The 19,006-nt window shown below is 29.8% G+C and carries 17 protein-coding genes; 15 read left to right on the top strand and 2 right to left on the bottom strand.

The features are described 5' to 3' along the window. Nucleotides 1-63: 63 nt before the first annotated feature. Together htrA and QIA22_RS01070 are read left to right on the top strand one after the other, a co-directional pair. Complete coding sequence (gene htrA, locus QIA22_RS01075; RefSeq protein WP_301611337.1) at nucleotides 64-1,488, top strand: DegQ family serine endoprotease HtrA; 1,425 nt, start codon at nucleotides 64-66, stop codon at nucleotides 1,486-1,488. Between the two features lie 138 nt (nucleotides 1,489-1,626). Next, nucleotides 1,627-2,220, top strand: coding sequence for a phosphoribosyltransferase (locus tag QIA22_RS01070; protein WP_301611336.1), 594 nt, complete (start codon nucleotides 1,627-1,629; stop codon nucleotides 2,218-2,220). On the opposite strand, the gene QIA22_RS01065 is transcribed toward QIA22_RS01070, so the two are convergent. Both QIA22_RS01065 and asnS read right to left on the bottom strand, forming a co-directional pair. Next, the gene (locus tag QIA22_RS01065) at nucleotides 2,217-2,738 is read right to left on the bottom strand and encodes a hypothetical protein (protein ID WP_301611334.1); all 522 of its coding nucleotides are present in this window, start codon (nucleotides 2,736-2,738) and stop codon (nucleotides 2,217-2,219) included. The genes QIA22_RS01070 and QIA22_RS01065 overlap by 4 nt on opposite strands. A gap of 22 nt (nucleotides 2,739-2,760) precedes the next feature. Further along, nucleotides 2,761-4,149, bottom strand: coding sequence for an asparagine--tRNA ligase (asnS, locus tag QIA22_RS01060; protein ID WP_301611333.1), 1,389 nt, complete (start codon nucleotides 4,147-4,149; stop codon nucleotides 2,761-2,763). A 163-nt stretch (nucleotides 4,150-4,312) separates the two neighbouring features. Here asnS and murI point away from each other — a divergent pair, with 163 nt between their 5' ends. The 13 genes from murI (at nucleotide 4,313) to lepA (ending at nucleotide 18,915) form a co-directional block, all read left to right on the top strand. Further along, on the top strand, nucleotides 4,313-5,095 hold the full coding sequence (gene murI, locus QIA22_RS01055; RefSeq protein ID WP_301611332.1) for a glutamate racemase: 783 nt from the start codon (nucleotides 4,313-4,315) through the stop codon (nucleotides 5,093-5,095). Beyond that, the gene (rsgA, locus tag QIA22_RS01050) at nucleotides 5,092-6,024 is read left to right on the top strand and encodes a ribosome small subunit-dependent GTPase A (RefSeq protein WP_301611330.1); all 933 of its coding nucleotides are present in this window, start codon (nucleotides 5,092-5,094) and stop codon (nucleotides 6,022-6,024) included. The genes murI and rsgA overlap by 4 nt, the downstream gene beginning before the upstream one ends. Next, nucleotides 6,005-8,347: an endonuclease MutS2 gene (locus tag QIA22_RS01045; RefSeq protein WP_301611328.1), complete on the top strand. Its 2,343-nt coding sequence runs from the start codon at nucleotides 6,005-6,007 to the stop codon at nucleotides 8,345-8,347. Before rsgA ends, QIA22_RS01045 begins: the two co-directional genes overlap by 20 nt. Before the next feature lie 5 nt (nucleotides 8,348-8,352). Next, on the top strand, nucleotides 8,353-8,739 hold the full coding sequence (locus tag QIA22_RS01040) for a hypothetical protein (protein WP_301341292.1): 387 nt from the start codon (nucleotides 8,353-8,355) through the stop codon (nucleotides 8,737-8,739). Nucleotides 8,740-8,926: 187 nt separating this feature from the next. After that, on the top strand, nucleotides 8,927-9,526 hold the full coding sequence (locus QIA22_RS01035) for a V-type ATP synthase subunit E (protein ID WP_301611326.1): 600 nt from the start codon (nucleotides 8,927-8,929) through the stop codon (nucleotides 9,524-9,526). 9 nt (nucleotides 9,527-9,535) lie between these two features. Continuing rightward, entirely contained in the window at nucleotides 9,536-10,081 is a 546-nt protein-coding gene (locus QIA22_RS01030; RefSeq protein WP_301611325.1) for a hypothetical protein, read from the top strand. A 13-nt stretch (nucleotides 10,082-10,094) separates the two neighbouring features. Next, the gene (locus QIA22_RS01025; RefSeq protein WP_301611324.1) at nucleotides 10,095-11,822 is read left to right on the top strand and encodes a V-type ATP synthase subunit A; all 1,728 of its coding nucleotides are present in this window, start codon (nucleotides 10,095-10,097) and stop codon (nucleotides 11,820-11,822) included. A gap of 20 nt (nucleotides 11,823-11,842) precedes the next feature. Then, nucleotides 11,843-13,147 carry a V-type ATP synthase subunit B gene (locus QIA22_RS01020; protein WP_301611323.1) on the top strand — a complete coding sequence of 435 codons (1,305 nt, stop codon included), beginning with the start codon at nucleotides 11,843-11,845 and terminating at the stop codon, nucleotides 13,145-13,147. 2 nt (nucleotides 13,148-13,149) lie between these two features. Then, nucleotides 13,150-13,758, top strand: coding sequence for a V-type ATP synthase subunit D (locus tag QIA22_RS01015; protein ID WP_301611322.1), 609 nt, complete (start codon nucleotides 13,150-13,152; stop codon nucleotides 13,756-13,758). After that, a complete protein-coding gene (locus tag QIA22_RS01010) occupies nucleotides 13,755-15,581 on the top strand; it encodes a V-type ATP synthase subunit I (protein ID WP_301611321.1) in 1,827 nt (608 codons plus the stop codon). The genes QIA22_RS01015 and QIA22_RS01010 overlap by 4 nt, the downstream gene beginning before the upstream one ends. 16 nt (nucleotides 15,582-15,597) lie before the next feature. Beyond that, nucleotides 15,598-16,032, top strand: coding sequence for an ATP synthase subunit K (locus QIA22_RS01005; protein WP_004790144.1), 435 nt, complete (start codon nucleotides 15,598-15,600; stop codon nucleotides 16,030-16,032). A gap of 71 nt (nucleotides 16,033-16,103) precedes the next feature. Beyond that, nucleotides 16,104-17,084 (top strand): hypothetical protein, encoded by a 981-nt coding sequence (locus QIA22_RS01000; protein ID WP_301611315.1) that lies wholly within the window; start codon nucleotides 16,104-16,106, stop codon nucleotides 17,082-17,084. 31 nt (nucleotides 17,085-17,115) lie between these two features. Then, nucleotides 17,116-18,915, top strand: coding sequence for a translation elongation factor 4 (gene lepA / locus QIA22_RS00995; protein WP_301612188.1), 1,800 nt, complete (start codon nucleotides 17,116-17,118; stop codon nucleotides 18,913-18,915). Nucleotides 18,916-19,006: the final 91 nt, after the last annotated feature.

Genomic DNA, 19,006 nt, shown 5'->3' with positions numbered 1-19,006 from the left:
TTAAATTAATCAAATATTTAAATATTTTTTGTAAAATTGAGTAATTATGTGGAGGTTATAAAAGTGGAAAAAAAGTTTTTTTCTGGATTTCTTCTTAGTTTTTTGGCTTTGGGTATTGGGTTTTTTATTGGAATGCATTACTTAGATTCTAATAGAAGCAACATTGTTTTTGCAGAAGAAAAGGACAATACAGTACGAGCCTTGCAAGATTCTTTTAGAGAAGTTTCCAAGAAAATTTTACCATCATCTGTAGAAGTTCATGCAACAGGTGTAATCAAGCAGAGTTTTCCTATTCCATTTTTCTTTTTTGATATGCCAGAATTTGATTCTGAGAGAAAAAGCAATTGGGCAGGGTCTGGAGTAATAATTGGTAGAGATTCTCAAAAAAAATCATTATTTTATGTGGTTACAAATAGTCATGTAGTAGATAAGGCAACCGAACTTGAGGTTGTATCTTATGATAAGAAAAAGCACAAGGCTAAGCTAATTGGCAAAGATGAAAAAAAAGATATTGCTCTTATTAGCTTTGAAAGTGATGACGCAACTATTAAAGTAGCTGATCTTGGAGATAGTGATAAGCTTGAAATAGGCGATTGGGTTATGGCAGTAGGCAGTCCTTTTCAATTTAGTTTTACAGTTACAGCAGGCATTGTAAGTGGTTTGCAGCGTTCTGCAAATCCTAATTTGCAATCAAGGAATTTATTTATTCAAACCGATGCTGCAATCAATAGAGGCAATTCAGGCGGTCCTCTTGTAAATATAAAAGGTGAAGTTATTGGAATTAATGCTTGGATAGCTTCAAATTCTGGTGGAAATATTGGATTAGGTTTTGCAATTCCTGTTAACAATATTAAAAGTACTGTAGATTTTTTCCTTAAAGGTAAAAAAATTGAATCGGCTTGGCTTGGAATTTCTTTTTATCCGTTAAAGACAAGAGATTCTGAGGTGCTAAAAAGCTTAGGGGTTGAAAGTAATGATGTTTCAGCTGCAATTATTGCTTCTCTTTATCCAGGCTCACCTGCTGTTAAGTCAGGGCTTAGGGCAGGGGATATTATTGTGAAGGTTAATGGGGTGCCAATGAGCGTTTTCCAAGATGTTACATCATATATTAGTGATTTTTATGCGGGTGAGAAAGTAAATGTAGAAATTTTAAGGGGTAATATCAAAAAAAATATTGAAATTGTTCTTGCTGTTAGACCTAAGGATAAAGAGCTTTCTTCTTCAAAGATGCTTCCCGGTTTTGTTGTGTATCCATTAGTTGAGGATATTAAAGCTCAGCTTAATTTAAGAAATTGGATTAAAGGTGTTGTTGTTGATTATATTGATAAAAATTTAGCATCAAATATTAAGATGAAGTCAGGAGATGTAATTCTTTCTGTAAATTCAAAAAGTGTTTCTAATTTAAGAGAATTTTATGATGCTCTTGAGGTTGGAAAAAATACTTATAAAATTTTAAGGGGAAATGATTCTTTTAAAATTTCATTTTAGTAAGTTTTAGGTTTGGGTTAAGAGTTGATCTTAGCCCTTTTTTATTTTATGTGATTGTTATGCGTTGGTTTGCAATTAAAATATTTTGATTAAATAAATTTTATTATTAGGAAAGAATAAAAGGAATAAGTTTTAATTATGAAGAAATATGTTTCTTATGAAGAGATAAGAATTAATGGTTTTAAGCTTGCTTATAAAATTTATAAAGATGGATTTATTCCAGATATTATGTATGTTTCTTTGAGAGGAGGAGCCTATCTTGGCAATATTATTAGCGAATTTTTTAAATTTGTAAAAGTAGATAAACCCCTTTTATATGCTGCTGTTGTTGCTAGATCTTATGATATTTTTAATGAGCAAAAAAAGATAATGATAGATGGTTGGACTTATGATCCAAAATATTTAAGGGCAGGCGATAAAGTTTTATTTGTTGATGACATTTTTGATACGGGGCGTACTATTGTTTATTTGAGGAATGAAGTTTTAAAAAAGGGCATAGAGAGTAAAAATGTTAAAATAGCAGTTTACGATTATAAGGATCATGGATTTGTAGATTATATTCCTGATTATTATGTTAATAAATATTCCAATCAAGAAGAATTAAATACTTGGATTCATTATGGAAATCATGAGCTGACAGGATTAAATGAAAATGAATATAAGAATAGTTTTAAATGCATAGATGATGAGCTTAATGAGATTTTAAAATTTTTGGCAAAAAATAAATCTTAATTATTGTCCTCTATATATTCTATTAAAGTGTATCCTTTTGTTTTTAGCATTTTAATTATTATTCCTAGATTATCTTTTAATATTGGGCCGATTAGCATATGGGTTTTTTCGGTTTTAATTGGGAATTTATTATCAGTTTTAATTTCTTGAAAGTTGTCACCTTTGTAGCTAGGATAAACTTTAACATAATTAGTTGTTGTAAAATTTACATCATTTGCAGTTTTTTGATTGATATTTTTACCTAAATTTCTGTTGGGGTAATTAATTTTTTTTGATTTTTGTATGTATATGTTGGAATTTATATTTTTCTCACTATTTGAATCTCTCTTTAAAATTGAATTTTTTTTGATTTTTTTGATTCTTGAGCTTGAATCGAAAGTCTGAGAATTTTTTTTTATTTTTGTTTCTACGTTTGAAAATAATTCCAATTTATTGCTTAATTTTTCATCTTTTACTGAAAATAATTTTGTTGCAAAAAGAAAGAGTAGCATTACTTTGTAAAGTTTTGTTAATTTCATCTTTTTGTTTCCTTTAGTTTGATTAAAAATAAAGATTTTTAGGAGTTCTTGGGAATGGTATTGAATCTCTTATATTAGATATTCCTGTTGAGTATTGCACCAATCTTTCAAGTCCAAGTCCAAAACCAGAATGAGGAGTTGAGCCAAATCTCCTTAGGTCAAGATACCAGTTTAGATTTTCAATGTTTAGGTTTAATTCTTTTATTCTATTCTCTAATTTTTGCAGGTCATCTTCTCTTTCGCTTCCTCCTATGATCTCTCCAATTCTTGGAACAAGTATATCCATTGCTTTAACAGTTTTATTATCTTTATTTGCTTTCATGTAAAATGCTTTGAAATTTTTTGGATAATCAATGACCACTACTGGTTTTTTAAAAGTCTCTTCCGTTAAGTATCTTTCGTGATCTGTTTGCAAATCCATTCCCCAGTAAGGCTTTGTTTCAAAATTTTTTTTTGAATTTTCAAGAATTTCAATTGCTTTAGTATAGGTAATAACTTCAAAATTTGAATTTATTACATTTTCTAATTTTTTAATTAAACCTTTTTCAATATAGTTTTCCAAAAAATCCATATCTTGTGAGCATTCGTTTAAAATTGAACTTAAAAGATATTTCAAGAGCTCTTCTGCTAGTGTAATATTGTCGTCAAGCTTATAAAAAGCCATTTCTGGTTCTATCATCCAAAATTCTGAAGCATGGCGTGTGGTGTTAGAATTTTCTGCTCGAAATGTTGGACCGAATGTATATATTTTAGATAAAGCCATCGCGTATGCTTCCCCGTGCAATTGCCCGGTGACAGAGAGAAAAGCTTCTTTCCCAAAAAAATCGTCTTTAAAATCAATATTGCTAAGTGCATTGTTTGGTTTATTAAATTTTAGTGTGGAAACTCTAAACATTTCTCCGGCACCTTCTCCATCATTTGATGTAATTATTGGTGTATTAATATAAAAAAAACCATTTTTTTGGAAATATTCATGAATTTTGTATGAAATCTTATTTCTTACCCTGGCAATAGCCCCAAATGTGTTGGTTCGTATTCTTAAATGAGGTATTTCTCTTAAAAATTCAAAAGAATGTCTTTTCTTTTGCAATGGGTAAGTTTCTGGGTCTGTTTCTCCGATTACATTAAAACCATGTGTTTTTATTTCATAATTTTGACCTTTCGCGGGGCTTTTCACTAATAGGCCTGTTAACGATATACTTGCTCCGGTTGTTAGTTTTTTTAGATCTTTTTCACTAAATTGATTTTCTTCTTCATTTATTACGGCTTGAATTCCTTTAAGTGTTGAGCCGTCATTAATTTCTATAAATCCAATCTTACCATTGCTTCTTTTTGTTCTAATCCAGCCGTTTATTGTAACATTGCTGTTTAAAATTGGCTTTTTTAAAATATCTTTAATGCTTGTAAACATTTTATTTATCACCCTAAATATTTATTAATATTGCTAAATTAATTTTATTATAGCTTAAAACTTTTTTTAAAAAAAACATTTAACAATTTTTATTATTTTAATTCTTGATATTAACTTTGTTAATATTTATACTTTATTTTTTAGGGGTGATTATTATTTTGTAATGAAAAATTTCAAAGAAGTAATAATTGTTTTTGACTCAGGAATAGGGGGGCTTTCTTATTTTAAATATATTAAAAGTAAAATAGGGAGATTTCAATATGTTTATGTTGCCGATAATAAAAACTTTCCTTATGGAGAAAAAAGTCCCGAATATCTTTTAGAAGCAGTTTTGTTGTTAATTGAGAAACTTAAAAAAATCTATAATATTGGTGCATTAATTTTAGCTTGCAATACAATTTCTGTTAGTGTACGCAACAAATTAGATTTTGTTTTTCCGGTAGTTTATACTTTGCCAGAGATAAGTTCAGTTTCAGATCTTGCTTTAAAAAGAGTTCTTTTGATTGCAACAAATACTACCCTTGAAAGCAAATTTGTTAAGGATCAAGTAAATATACACAATGATTTGCTTGTAAAATCTGCTGGTGAGCTTGTTAATTTTGTTGAATATGGAAATAGGTACAAAAAAGATGCTCTTAGATGTTTGGAAGATTTAAAATTTGAAGTTGTAAATACCGGTAGAGAAATTGTTTTTCTTGGATGTACACACTATTTGCATCTTAAGGTAATGATAGAAGATTTTTTGAAAATTCCTGTTTACGAGAATCGTGAATTAGTGGTACAAAATCTTATTAGATCAATGAATTTTTCTGAGCATAAGAGTAATTATTATAAAAATGGTTCTGATTTTGTAGATGAGTTTTATTTGACCGAAAATAAAAATTTAACTTTTTATCAAAATTTTTGCAAAAAATATAATCTCCGCTTTAAGGGAATGATAGTTTGAATTATCTTGAATTTGAAGTTATTTGGGGAGTGAATAATATATACTCTATTTTAGAACTTAGCAGTAAGTTAATTTATGAAGGAATTTTTAAGGGTAAAGTATTAGAAACAGGTTGCAAGGAGTACAGTCCTTTAGTTCCAGGGGATATAGTTTTAGGGTATATTTATGGTTCTCGCAAGGTGTATATTGATAAGCGAGTAAATAGGAAAAATATTCTTTGGCGTTACAACAAGAAAGCAGATCTCAGGCAGACAATTGTTTCTAATGTTGATAATGTTTTGATTGTAAGTTCTGCTAATTTTCCCGAGATGAAAAATTTTTTTATTGACAGAGTTCTTGTTGTTGCAGAAGAGCAAAATATTGTTCCTGTTATTGTAATTAATAAAATTGACAAAGGAATAAGCCAAAGAGCGCAAGAATTTTCTGAAATTTATGAAAATCTAGGATATAAGGTTTTAAAAACCTCTGTTAAAACTTCTGAGGGCATTAAAGAAGTAAAAGAGGTTTTGAAAAATTCAAGATCTTCTTTTATTGGCCAGTCTGGTGTTGGAAAATCTTCTTTGATAAATTTGATTGATTCAAGGGCTTCTCAATCGGTAAATGAAATTTCACATAAATATTCCAGGGGAAAGCATACTACCGTTTATTCAATATCATTTCATTCTGAGAGTGGAATAATAGTTGATACTCCGGGAATAAAGGAGTTTGGAATTGAAACATTGCCCTTTGAGAGTCTTAAGTATTATTTTAAAGAGTTTGAAAATTTTGCTAGTTTTTGCAAATATAAATCTTGTTTGCATGTTAGTGAGCCTTGTTGTTCTGTTACAAGTTCTTTAGGTAATGGGATTTCTAAACTTAGATATGAAAGCTATTTAAAGATTTTGTCAGAGCTTAAAAATTATAAAAATTATGCAAGATCAGCAAGATAAATATTTAAAAAATATTGACTTTTATGAAATTTTATCTTTAGTATCTAAATACGTTTCTAATCCAGACACTGTTGATTTATTAAGTAATCAAAAAATATTAAAAACAAGAGAAGGTTTAGAGAAAATTTTCTCCTTTGTAAGTCTGATTAGAATGCTTTTTGAAAGTTGCAAAGGATATCCAAACTCTTTTATAAATAGTTTAAAATATCCCATTTCATTATTATCAAAAGAAAATTCAAGAGTTTCTATTGAAAATTTGAAAGATATTGTAGTGTTTTTAGATGAGGTTTTAAGAATAAATTTATTTTTACATAAAAATAGTTGTATCAAGCATCTTAATGTTCAAATTTTATCTGATTTATTATTTTTAGACCCAGAGCTAAAAAATTTGCTTAATGAATTGAAAGAGCATATAGATGTTGATGCTCTTGAATTGAAAAGTGGTGTTGTAAAAGAATATGATTCGATTGAATTTGAAATTAAAAATTTAAATAGGCGAGTTGAAAATCAGATAAAAAGAATAATTAGTTTGAATGCAGAATATTTGACTTCTAATTTTGTTTATTATAAATCGAATAAATATACCCTTGCTCTTAAGTCTAATTTTAAAGGCAAAATTAAGGGTAATATTATTTCTATTTCGTCATCAGGTGAAACATTTTATATTGAACCAAATGATATTGTAAATGATAACAACAGGTTAAATTATTTAAGTTTAGAAAAAGAAAGAATAATTTTAAAAATTTTACAAAATCTTTCTGCTAAAGTTTATAACAACATTATTCTTTTAAATAATCTTTATAATAATTTTTTGTATTATGATTCTTTAAAAGCACGTGCGATTTATGGAATCAAAACCAAAGGGGTATTTCCCGAGATTTCAAATGTATTAAATATTTTTGATGCACATCATCCTTTGTTAAAGGATTCAAAGGTAATAACTTTTACTCCTTCTGAGAATCGTGTTGTAATTATTACTGGTCCTAATGCTGGTGGGAAAACGGTAACTTTAAAGACAATTGGACTACTTAGCGCAATGTTTCAATTTGGAATTCCTATTACTGTTGGTGAGTCTAGCACTTTTAAAATTTTTGATAACATTTTTATTGACATTGGTGATGAGCAGTCAATTTCTAATTCTCTTTCAACTTTTTCAAGCCATATGAGTAATATTTCTTATATTTTAAAACATACTACAAAAAATAGCCTTGTAATATTTGATGAATTTTGCTCAGGGACAGACATTGATCAAGGCCAAGCGCTTGCTATTTCAATTCTTGAATATTTAATCAATATTAATTCTTATGTTTTAATATCAACGCATTATAATGCTCTTAAATATTTTGCATATACCCATGAAGGTGTTGTTAATGCTTCTATGCGGATGGATTTAGAAACGATGCAGCCCAATTATAATTTAATTTTTTCCATTCCTGGTGAAAGTTATGCGTTTAATGTTGCTAATAGGGCTTTGATTGACAGGAGTATAGTAATTCGTGCTAATGAAATTTATTCATCTCAAAAAACAGAAATTAATGAAATTTTAGAAAAATTAATAGAAAAAGAAAAAGATTTGCTTTTAATTAAAGAAAATATGAATAAGAAATTAATCCAAATAGAATTGCGAGAAAAAGAGATAGAAAATTTTTATCAAGATCTTTTATTAAAGGAAAAAAATATTGAGACAGAGCTTTTAAATGAGCAGAATGAATTTTTAAAAAATTCAAGAAAAGTTTTAGAAAATTTGATTAGAGAGATAAAAGAGGGCAATATTAATGTTGCAAAGAATAAAGCTTTTATATCAGATTTGGAAAAAAATGTAGACCTCAAGTTAAATAAAGTAAATTCTCTTAACAATAAAAGAAATATGGTTGCAGATTTTAAAATAGGAGACAGGGTTAAGATACTTAATTCTAATGCAAAAGGGAAAATAGTTGAGATCTCAAAAAAGAAGATTACTGTTAATGTAGGTGCTTTTAATGTTAGTGTTTCTAGCTCAGAGATATCTTTGGAAAACTTTAAAGAAAAAAAAGAGGATGGTAAAAATTTTAACTTTTCAATTGATTATGATAAGGAAAATTTATTAAGTCTTACTGTTGATATTAGGGGCATGAGGGCTATTGATGCTCTAGACTTTTTGAATAAGAAAATAGATAATATTATATTAAATGGCATTAATAAATTTGAGATCATTCATGGAAAAGGGGAAGGGCATCTTATGAGAGAAGTTCACAATTTGCTAAAGGAATTGAAGTTTGTTAGAAAATATTATTTTGCTCATCCTAGTGATGGAGGGTCTGGAAAAACTATAGTTGAGATTTAATTTAAGTGAATATATCAAAATTTAATGAATTTGAAAATGTATTGTTTCACATTTGCCTTGATGTTGATTTTGTTCTTGAGAATGAATTTGGCAATTCTTATGATATTCATCCCAACAGACCTTTTAGGGGCAAGGCTGCGAATGGTCTTTTGGATGGTCTTTTTAGCGTTACAACAACTTTTACATCAGGTTATGGATCTAAGTTTGGAAGAGGTTATTTGATTATTATTGAGATATTAACTTTAAATTTTGTTGATGGTGAATTTTGGGATAAGATAAATAAAAGGGGTATTGAAATCTTTAGAGAAGGACTTAAAAATAAATTTCCAAGCAAAAATCTTGATATAGTGCTTGATGGTAATGTTTATAAAATTATTGGACCGTTTTTTTAATGGTTACATTATTTCTAATAATTGAGAATAAATATATTCATCAAAGAAGTATTATTGCGTCAATTTGATATATTTTTTAATATTGAAAAATTTTTGATATTAAAAAGTTATTGTATGCTTTTGAAAAGCTTTGCTTGCTTAGTATGTTAATATTATTAATTTTTATGTTGTATGATAAGGAGTTTTAATGCAATTTGAAGTAAAGGATCTGATAAATAAAATTAAAAAAGATGGGCTTGAAGAAGCTGAGCGGGCATCTAATGATATTATTTTGAAGGCTAAAAGAGAGGCAGAAGAAATAGTTGCTAGAGCAGAAGAAGCTGCTAGAGCATTAAAGGTAAAATCAGAAAAAGAAGCTAATGATTATAAATCCCATGCTCTTGAGGCTTCTCGTCAGGCCATCAGGGATTTGATTATTGGTGTTGAAAAGAATCTTAAATCTCTTTTTGAAAATGCTTTAAAAGATAATGTATCAGAAATTTTTAGTGATAATAATTTCTTGGCAGAGCTTATAATTAAAATAACAGATTCATGGGCCAAGGGAGAAAAATTAGTTATTCAATTAAATGAATCTGATTTTTCTAGTTTAGAGCAGATATTAAAACTAAAGCTTGGCAATAAGCTTAAGGAAGGAATGGAGCTTAGGCCTTTCAGGGGCATAAGCAAAGGTTTTAAGATTCAAAAAAAGAATATTGGTTTGCATTATGATTTTTCAGCTGAAACTATTGCAGACATTCTTTTTGATTATCTTAATCCAAGATTTAAGGAAGTTATAAAAGTGGTCTAGGAGACTTTTGTGTTGGATTCATATTATTATGTTTTATCTTCTTTGCCTTATATTGATTTGAAATCTTTGAAAAATTATAGTGTTTCAGATTTTTTGAATAATGTCGAAATTTCTTTAAGTAAAAAGGACTTCGATTTTTTAAAAGGGTTGTTAGAATTTAAGGTAGATAGGGGTAAATCAAAAGTTATTGATCTTTTTCTTGATTTTGAAGATGCAATAAGATATACGCTTGCGGCTTTAAGGGCAGAAAAATTGGGGTTGTCTAAGGATTTTTATTTAGAATCTACTTATTTTTCAAGTTACTATTTGAGTATTTTGAAAAACATCTGTTTGAAAGAAAATCCTTTTGAAATAGAATTAAGTTTTGACCTTCTTAAGTGGCAATTTTTAACTGATCTTGAGGTTGGGCATGAATTTGATTTTGAGAAATTAATAATTTACTTTTTAAAGCTAAGGTTATTTTTAAGGCATAATTTATTTAAAGAAAAATTGGGTATTCAAAATTTTGACAATATTTGTAAAAATTTAATTGATAAAACTAATGAAAAAGTTTAGAAAAGGAATTTAAATGAATACAAAAGGAAAAGTCGTTGGAGTTAATGGAAACTTGGTTACTATTGAGGTAGAAGGTTCAGTTTCTATGAATGAAGTTTTATTTGTAAAGACGGCTGGTAGAAATTTAAAAGCCGAAGTAATTCGTATTAGAGGCAATGAAGTTGATGCACAAGTTTTTGAATTGACAAAAGGTATATCTGTTGGAGATCTAGTTGAATTTACAGACAAGCTTTTAACAGTTGAACTTGGGCCAGGTCTTTTAACTCAAGTGTATGACGGGCTTCAAAATCCTTTGCCGGAATTGGCTATTCAATGTGGATTTTTTTTAGAAAGGGGAGTATATTTAAGGCCCTTGAATAAAGATAAAAAGTGGAATTTTAAAAGAACCTCTAAGGTTGGAGACATCGTTATTGCGGGTGATTTTTTAGGTTTTGTAATTGAGGGAACTGTTCACCATCAAATAATGATTCCATTTTATAAAAGAGATTCTTATAAAATTGTGGAGATTGTAAATGATGGTGACTATTCGATTGATGAGCAAATTGCTGTAATTGAAGATGATTCTGGTATGAAGCATAATATTACAATGTCTTTTCATTGGCCTGTTAAAATTCCTATTACTAATTATAAGGAACGACTTATTCCTAGTGAGCCTATGTTGACTCAAACTAGAATTATAGATACATTTTTCCCAGTTGCTAAAGGTGGAACTTTTTGCATTCCGGGGCCTTTTGGAGCTGGAAAAACGGTTCTTCAGCAGGTTACAAGTCGAAATGCTGATGTTGATGTGGTGATTATTGCAGCTTGTGGTGAGCGAGCAGGAGAAGTGGTCGAAACTCTTAAGGAATTCCCCGAGTTAATTGATCCAAAAACCGGCAAATCTTTAATGGATAGAACTTGTATTATTTGTAATACATCTTCAATGCCAGTTGCAGCCAGAGAAGCTTCTGTTTATACTGCTATTACTATTGGTGAGTATTACAGGCAAATGGGGCTTGATATTCTTCTTTTAGCAGATTCAACTTCAAGATGGGCGCAAGCTATGAGAGAAATGTCTGGTCGTCTTGAAGAAATTCCAGGCGAAGAGGCTTTTCCGGCGTATCTTGAATCTATTATTGCTTCCTTTTATGAAAGGGCGGGCATTGTAGTTCTTAATAATGGTGATATTGGGTCTGTAACAGTTGGTGGTTCTGTAAGCCCTGCTGGTGGTAATTTTGAAGAGCCAGTTACTCAAGCAACTTTAAAGGTTGTAGGAGCATTCCACGGACTTACAAGAGAAAGGTCTGATGCTAGGAAATTTCCAGCAATTAGCCCTCTTGAATCTTGGAGCAAATATAAAGGCGTTATTGATTCTAAAAAGACGGAATATGCAAGATCTTTTTTGGTGAAAGGCAACGAAATCAATCAAATGATGAAAGTTGTTGGGGAGGAGGGCATAAGTAACGAGGATTTTTTAATTTATTTGAAATCTGAACTTCTTGATGCATGCTATTTACAACAAAATTCATTTGATTCTGTTGATGCTGCTGTAAATTCAGAGCGTCAAAATTATATGTTTGATATAGTTTACAACATTCTTAAAGCCAACTTTGAGTTTTCTGATAAACTTCAAGCAAGAGATTTTATAAATGAATTAAGGCAAAATCTTTTAGACATGAATCTTTCTTCTTTTAAAGATAATAAGTTTAATAAATTGGAGCATGCTTTGAATGAATTGATAAATTTTAAAAAGGTAATTTAGGGGTTTGGAGAAATATATATATGAAAAGAGTCTATAGCAAAATAGAGTCTATAGCAGGCAATGTAATAACTGTTACAGCTCAAGGTATTAAGTATGGTGAGCTTGCTATTGTGAAAGCAAAAGATACAAGTTCTCTAGCCGAAGTGATTAAGCTTGATCGAGAAAAAGTTTCTCTTCAGGTTTATGGTGGTACAAGAGGTGTTTCCACGTCAGACGAGATAAAGTTTTTGGGGCATTCAATGCAGGTTTCATTTTCTGACAATTTGTTGGGCAGAATTTTTGATGGTTCTGGAAATCCTAGAGATGGAGGGCCGACTCTTGATGATAGTTTGATTGAAATTGGAGGGCCTTCTGCAAATCCTACAAAACGGATTGTTCCTAGAAATATGATAAGAACAGGGCTTCCAATGATAGATGTTTTTAACACTCTTGTTGAATCTCAAAAATTACCAATTTTTTCTGTTTCTGGTGAGCCTTATAATGAGCTGCTTTTGAGAATTGCACTTCAAGCAGAAGTTGATTTAATAATTCTTGGCGGAATGGGGCTTAAGAATGATGATTATTTAACTTTTAAAGATTCCTTGGAAAAAGGCGGCGCTTTAAGTAGGGCAATTTTTTTTGTTCATACCGCTAATGATTCTGTTGTTGAATCTTTAACCGTTCCCGATATTTCGCTTTCTGTTGCTGAAAAGTTTGCCCTTAAAGGTAAAAAAGTTTTGGTGCTTCTTACAGATATGACAAATTTTGCGGATGCGATGAAAGAAATATCTATTACAATGGAACAAGTACCTTCTAACAGAGGTTATCCTGGAGATTTATATTCTCAGCTTGCATATCGTTATGAGAAAGCTATTGATTTTGAAGGTGCAGGATCGATTACAATACTTGCGGTTACAACAATGCCGGGCGATGATGTTACTCACCCTGTTCCTGATAACACCGGGTATATTACAGAGGGCCAGTATTATTTAAAGGGCGGCAGAATAGAGCCTTTTGGGTCGCTTTCAAGACTTAAGCAAATGGTAAATAGTAGAACTAGGGACGATCATAGGACTATAATGGATTCAATGATCAAGCTTTATGCATCTTCAAAAGAGTCTGTAGAAAAAAAGGCTATGGGATTTAATATGACCAAGTGGGATGAAAAATTGCTCAAGTATAGCAATATGTTTGAAAGCAAGATGATGGATTTGTCTGTTAATATTCCATTAGAAGAGGCTTTGGATTTGGGTTGGGATATTCTTGCTAGTTGTTTTACTCCAAAAGAAACGGGAATAAAAACAGACCTTATTGAAAAGTATTGGCCTAAAAAAGAGACTTATTGATTATGTCTAAAATTAAATTGACCAAAAATGATCTTAAAAAGCAAAAAGACGAACTTAAAATGTTTAAGAGATATTTGCCTACTTTGCAGCTTAAGAAGCAACAGCTTTATATGGAAATTGTTAAAATAGAGAATTCTTGTAGAATTAAAAAACTTGAGCAACAAAAACTTAAGCAGAGTATTTCTAATTGGATTTCTCTTTTTAGCGAAAAATTTCCTTTTGAGAGTTGGATTCAGGTAAAAACAGTAGTCAAAAAGTCTTTAAATATTGCGGGGGTTGCAATTCCTATATTCGATTCTATTGAATATGAAGAGATAAGGCATGACTTACTTTTTACTCCTTATTGGGTAGATAAGGGGATTGAAATTCTTAAAATTGTGATTCAAATTGATGTAGAACTTAGAATTTTAAAAAAACAGATCGATTTGCTTTTAAAAGAGTTTCGAGTAACATCTCAGAGGGTTAATTTATTTGAGAAAGTTATGATACCAACAGCTAAGGCTAATATAAAAAAAATTAATATATATCTTGGAGATCAGCAAACCGCGGCTGTTGTAAGAGGTAAAATTGCTAAATCTAGTTTGATAAAAAAAAATAGGAACAGCTTATGATTGTAAAAATGAAAAAAGTTTTACTTTTGACTTTATCAAAATATAAAAAAGAATCATTAGAAATTTTAAGAGATTTTGGAGCAGTTCACATTAATTCTTGCAATAAGAATTCAGATTCTTTGCAAAAAAGCATTGATAATAGGCGAATTTTAATACAAGCTTTTTCCCTGCTTAGAGAAGATGGAGGCGTTAAAGCTTTAAAATCTTCTAATGGAAATTTTTTAGATATTGCAAAAAGCATAGTCAATTTAGGTAATGAAATTAAAGAATTTCAAGATATTAAACGATCTTTATTGCATGAAAGAGATTTGATTTCTGTTTGGGGGAATTTTTCTTTAGAGAATATTGACAAATTGAAAGAGTCTAACATTTATATTCAATTTTTTAAAATCCAAAAAAGTGAATATAAAAATTTATTAAGAGATCCTAATGTTAATGTGTTTTTGATTAAAAACGTAAAAAACACTTCTTATTTTGTGAGTGTTGGTGAGTTTGAGCAAAAAATTGAAATTGCTGATGAGTTTAAGTTTAATTATGATCTTGATTATATTAATAATAAATTAAAGGTTGTTGATGAGATTTTAGATCAAAAATTGACTCAAATTTCTCTTTTTAATAAATATATTGATATTTTAAGAGATGAGATAAAAAATTACGATCAAATAGTAGAGTTTGAGCAAGTTTTAGCTGATATGCAAACCGATTTTGAGGATTTTTCGTATATTACAGGATTTATTCCAGCTGAAAGCCAAGAATCTCTTAAAAGAGCAGTTTTAAAAGCAGGTTTTGCGGCTCAATTTGCAGATCCCGAAGAAAATGATATTATTCCAACTTATGTAAAAAGAAAAGGAATTGCCAATTTGGCTGCACCTATTTTTAATATTTTAGAGACAATTCCTGGGTATAAAGAAAGGGATATAAGTTTTATCTTTATGTTATTTTTCTTTGTGTTTTTTGGTATGATCATAGGTGATGCGGCTTATGGAGTGATATTTTTTTTGATAGGAATTTTGCTTAGTTTGAGTTTTCTTTTTAAAGGCAGGCCCCTAACACCAGTTCATGGCTTAATATTTTATCTAAGTGTATCATCGATACTTTATGGCGCCATGACTGGGACTTGGTTCGGTAGTCCTTTAATTCTTGAAATGTTTCCTATTTTAAATTCATTTAAAGTTAGTTATTTGACAGATAAAAATAGTGTACAAAATATTATCTTTATCTGTTTTTCAATAGGAGTTTTGCAAATTTCATTAGCGCATGCTTGGAATTTTTTAAGACAAGTAAAAGAAAGGCCTTATATTCATTCAATTGCACAGATTGGTTGGCTTATGTGTATATTTGGACTTTATTATCTTGTTTTGAATTTAATACTAAGTCAATCTCGATTTCCCATGTATAATGCTGTTTATAATGTAATATATTTTGGTGTTGCACTTGTATTTGTTTTTAGCAAGCAAGATGGCTCAAATTTTTTCAAGTGTATATTGAAAAGTTTTGGGGGTATTATAGAGCAGTTTTTAACCACTGTGTCTGGGTTTGCAGATATAATATCTTATATTAGACTTTTTGCAGTTGGGCTTGCAGGACTTTCAATCTCATCAAGTTTTAATACTATGTCAATACCTTTATTAAAATCTTCTAATATTGGTTTTGTAGTAGCTGGAATTATTGTTATACTTTTTGGGCATGTTTTAAATATAATGTTATCTTTACTTTCAGTAATTGTTCATGGAGTAAGGCTTAATATGCTTGAATTTTCAAACCATTTAGGGCAAGAATGGAGTGGATATGCTTATAAGCCTTTTAGAAAAATAAAAAAATAAATAAAAAGGAGTACTTATGGATATAGGTTTAATAGGGGTTAATTCAGCTTTAACAATCTCAGCAATAGGTTCTGCGTTGGGCATGGGGGCAGCGGGTAGTGCTGCTATTGGAGCATGGAAGAGATGCTATATGCAAGGAAAGCCAGCACCATTTTTATTGATCGTTTTTGTTTCAGCACCATTAACCCAAATAATATATGGATATATTTTGATGAACACATTATATGAGGTAATGATGCAGACAAATCCATGGTTGTTGCTTGGAGCTGGTCTTGGTGGTGGGTTTGCTATTGCTGTTTCTGGATTTGCTCAAGGTAAAGCAGCAGCAGGCGCTTGTGATGCATTTTCTGAGACTGGGAAAGGATTTGCTACATATCTATTAGTTTTAGGATTAATAGAATCTGTTGCTCTTTTTGTAATGGTATTCTTAATGATATTTAAGTTTGTTTAATTTTGATTTATTATTTCTTTTAATATTAAATTTTCTCGTAATTTATGAGTTAATTTAATATATTTATTATTATGAGAAATGTGGTTTTATTGTTTTTTGCTTTGCCTTTTTCTATTTCTTCGAATTCTTCAAGTAATAAAAATTTTCCGTATTGGATTTTACTTGAAAAAGGCAGGCAATTTCTTTATTCTAAATCTGAATTTAGTAAGTCTAATCTTACACAGGCTATTAATTATTTGCAGGAAGCTTTGCTGAGAAAGGGCGTTTATCCTGAAGCTAGTTATTATTTGTCAGTAGCTTATGGTATGTCTGGCAATGCTATTCTTGAAAAATTAAACCTTTACAAGTCTTTTGAAGACAAAGATTATTTACTAGATGAATCTTTTGAAAAAAAAATACTTTTTTCTTTAGCTAAAATGGCTGAACTTGAGAATAATTATGTTGATACGATTGATTATTTGAATGACATATTAAACAAGTTTTCAACTAAAAAAGATTATTACAGTTATCATGAGTATTCTCAAGGCGAAAATAGTATGTCAAATAATGAATTTAATGTTTCATTTTATTTAACTTCTTATTTAAAACAAGTAAGAGGAGCTTTTGGTATTGATTTTACTTTTAATCTTTACAGATTTAAAAACTACAATGTTATTGATACTCATCAATTATTGTCAAAAGTTTATTTACGCTTAAAAGCTTATGAACTTTCAATTACTCATGGACTTATAGCTGCAGTAGGAATTTTAACAAGAATGTATGATTATGTTTGTTATTATGAACCTGTGTATCAGTTTAGAAATTTAAGATCTTTTGTTCAAAAAATTAATGAGTATAAGGCAATAAAAAATGCTTTTGAATCTACAGATTTTTGGGAAATAGTTTATAATATTGCTGCTGCTACTTATGTATATTCTAATGGCAATTATAAATTTAGAGCAATAGATACTTGGAAATTAATAGTAGATCTTGCACCAGGATTTTCTCCTTATATTGCGAAATCAAGAAGTCAAATTAAAAATTCTTTATATTTAAAAAAAAATAATTTTTAAATCTTGACTTGTAGTTCAGGGGGGAAGTAGTATTAGTATTCGTAAGAAAAACTTTTGCATTATTGCACACATTGATCATGGTAAATCTACATTGGCTGATCGATTTATTCAAAAGGCCAAAATAATATCTGATCGTGATTTTAAAAGTCAAATGCTTGATAGTATGGATATTGAGCGAGAAAGAGGAATTACAATAAAAAGTCAAGCAGTAACAATTACTTATAAAAGTAATGACGGCGATTTTTATGAGTTAAATTTTGTAGATACTCCAGGCCATGTTGATTTTTCTTATGAAGTCTCAAGGGCAATTTCATCTTGTGAGGGTGCTCTTTTATTAATTGACGCAAGTCAGGGAATACAAGCTCAAACAGTTTCTAATTTTTATATGGCTTTTGAGCATGATTTAGAAATTATTCCTGTTATTAATAAGATAGACCTTCCAAATGCTAATGTTGATTTTGTAAAAAAGCAAATAAAAAATGATTTAGGATTAAATGAAGAAATTGCTATTTTGATTTCTGCTAAGAATGGAATAGGAATTGATGATTTGCTTGAAGCTATTTGTAAGTACGTGCCATCTCCTAAAGGAAATGTTAAGGACCCATTAAGAGCATTAATTTTTGATTCACATTATGATTCTTATAGAGGAGTTGTTGTTCACTTTAGGATTTTCGAAGGACAAATCAAAACAGGCGATAAGATTAGGTTAATGCATACTAATAGCGAGCATTTAATTGAAGAGATTGGAATTTTTAAAATATCACTTGAAAAAAAAGATAGTCTAGAGGCAGGAGATGTTGGATATTTTATTGCAGGAATAAAAAATATATCAGATGTGAAGATTGGAGATACAGTAACCCTTTGTGATTTTCCTGCATTATCTCCTCTTGAGGGATTTAAAGAAGTTAAGCCTGTAGTGTTCTCTTCAGTGTATCCGGTTGATGCCAATCAATATGATGATCTTTTAAAGGCAATGGATAGATTAAAGCTTAATGATGCGTCGTTAACATTTGAAAAAGATTCATCATCGGCGCTTGGACATGGTTTTAAATGTGGATTTCTTGGTCTTTTACATTTAGAAGTTATTCAAGAACGCATTGAGCGTGAATTTAATTTAAATGTAATATTGACTTCTCCTTCTGTTAGATACAAAATAATTCCTAAAAAGGGAGAGTCTTATTTTATTGAAACTCCTGAGCAATTTCCTGGAAATGAAGCTATTGAAAGCGTTCTTGAGCCTTATATTAAGGCTAATATTATTGTTCCTACAGAATTTTTAGGGAATATTATGAGTGTGTGTTTATTAAAAAGAGGGGTGCAGACAAACTTGATTTATCTTGATACTAAGCGTGTTGAACTTATTTATAAAATGCCCCTTTCTGAAATCCTTTTTGATTTTTATGACAAGATTAAATCTGTAAGTCGCGGATATGCTTCTTTTGATTATGAGCTTTTAGATTATGAATATACAGATTTAGTAAGATTAGATATATTAGTCAATGGAGATAGAGTTGATGCACTATCTCAGTTGGTTTTTAAAGATAGTGCCAGAACTAAGGCTATTGGGATTTGTAAAAAGTTAAAAGATGAAATAGCAAGGCAACAGTTTAGAATAGCTATTCAAGGTGCTATTGGCTCTAATGTTATTGCTCGAGAAACAATCTCTCCCGTTAGAAAAGATGTTACTGCTAAGTGTTATGGTGGTGATATTACTCGTAAGAGGAAACTTTTAGAAAAGCAAAAAGAAGGTAAAAAGCGAATGAAGATGGTGGGAAATGTTGAGATTCCACAAAGTGCTTTTCTTGCGGTTCTAAAATCCAATGATAATTAAATTTGTTTTTAATTTTTAAAGTCATGTGATTGGCAAAGCCCTTGAAAATGCGATAGAATATTTTTATCATTACTTATTTAAAATTAGTTGT

The organism is Borreliella kurtenbachii (assembly GCF_030437945.2).
Taxonomy (GTDB): domain Bacteria; phylum Spirochaetota; class Spirochaetia; order Borreliales; family Borreliaceae; genus Borreliella; species Borreliella carolinensis.
This window is presented reverse-complemented; position numbering and strand designations above follow the sequence as displayed.

What these genes read in the sequence shown, in the direction of transcription:
- QIA22_RS01070 (WP_301611336.1), top strand. Translation starts at nt 1,627, where the DNA reads ATGAAGAAATATGTTTCTTATGAAGAGATAAGAATTAATGGTTTTAAG.
- QIA22_RS01065 (WP_301611334.1), bottom strand. Translation starts at nt 2,738, where the DNA reads ATGAAATTAACAAAACTTTACAAAGTAATGCTACTCTTTCTTTTTGCA.
- asnS (WP_301611333.1), bottom strand. Translation starts at nt 4,149, where the DNA reads ATGTTTACAAGCATTAAAGATATTTTAAAAAAGCCAATTTTAAACAGC.
- murI (WP_301611332.1), top strand. Translation starts at nt 4,313, where the DNA reads ATGAAAAATTTCAAAGAAGTAATAATTGTTTTTGACTCAGGAATAGGG.
- QIA22_RS01045 (WP_301611328.1), top strand. Translation starts at nt 6,005, where the DNA reads ATGCAAGATCAGCAAGATAAATATTTAAAAAATATTGACTTTTATGAA.
- QIA22_RS01035 (WP_301611326.1), top strand. Translation starts at nt 8,927, where the DNA reads ATGCAATTTGAAGTAAAGGATCTGATAAATAAAATTAAAAAAGATGGG.
- QIA22_RS01025 (WP_301611324.1), top strand. Translation starts at nt 10,095, where the DNA reads ATGAATACAAAAGGAAAAGTCGTTGGAGTTAATGGAAACTTGGTTACT.
- QIA22_RS01020 (WP_301611323.1), top strand. Translation starts at nt 11,843, where the DNA reads ATGAAAAGAGTCTATAGCAAAATAGAGTCTATAGCAGGCAATGTAATA.
- QIA22_RS01015 (WP_301611322.1), top strand. Translation starts at nt 13,150, where the DNA reads ATGTCTAAAATTAAATTGACCAAAAATGATCTTAAAAAGCAAAAAGAC.
- QIA22_RS01010 (WP_301611321.1), top strand. Translation starts at nt 13,755, where the DNA reads ATGATTGTAAAAATGAAAAAAGTTTTACTTTTGACTTTATCAAAATAT.
- QIA22_RS01005 (WP_004790144.1), top strand. Translation starts at nt 15,598, where the DNA reads ATGGATATAGGTTTAATAGGGGTTAATTCAGCTTTAACAATCTCAGCA.
- QIA22_RS01000 (WP_301611315.1), top strand. Translation starts at nt 16,104, where the DNA reads ATGAGAAATGTGGTTTTATTGTTTTTTGCTTTGCCTTTTTCTATTTCT.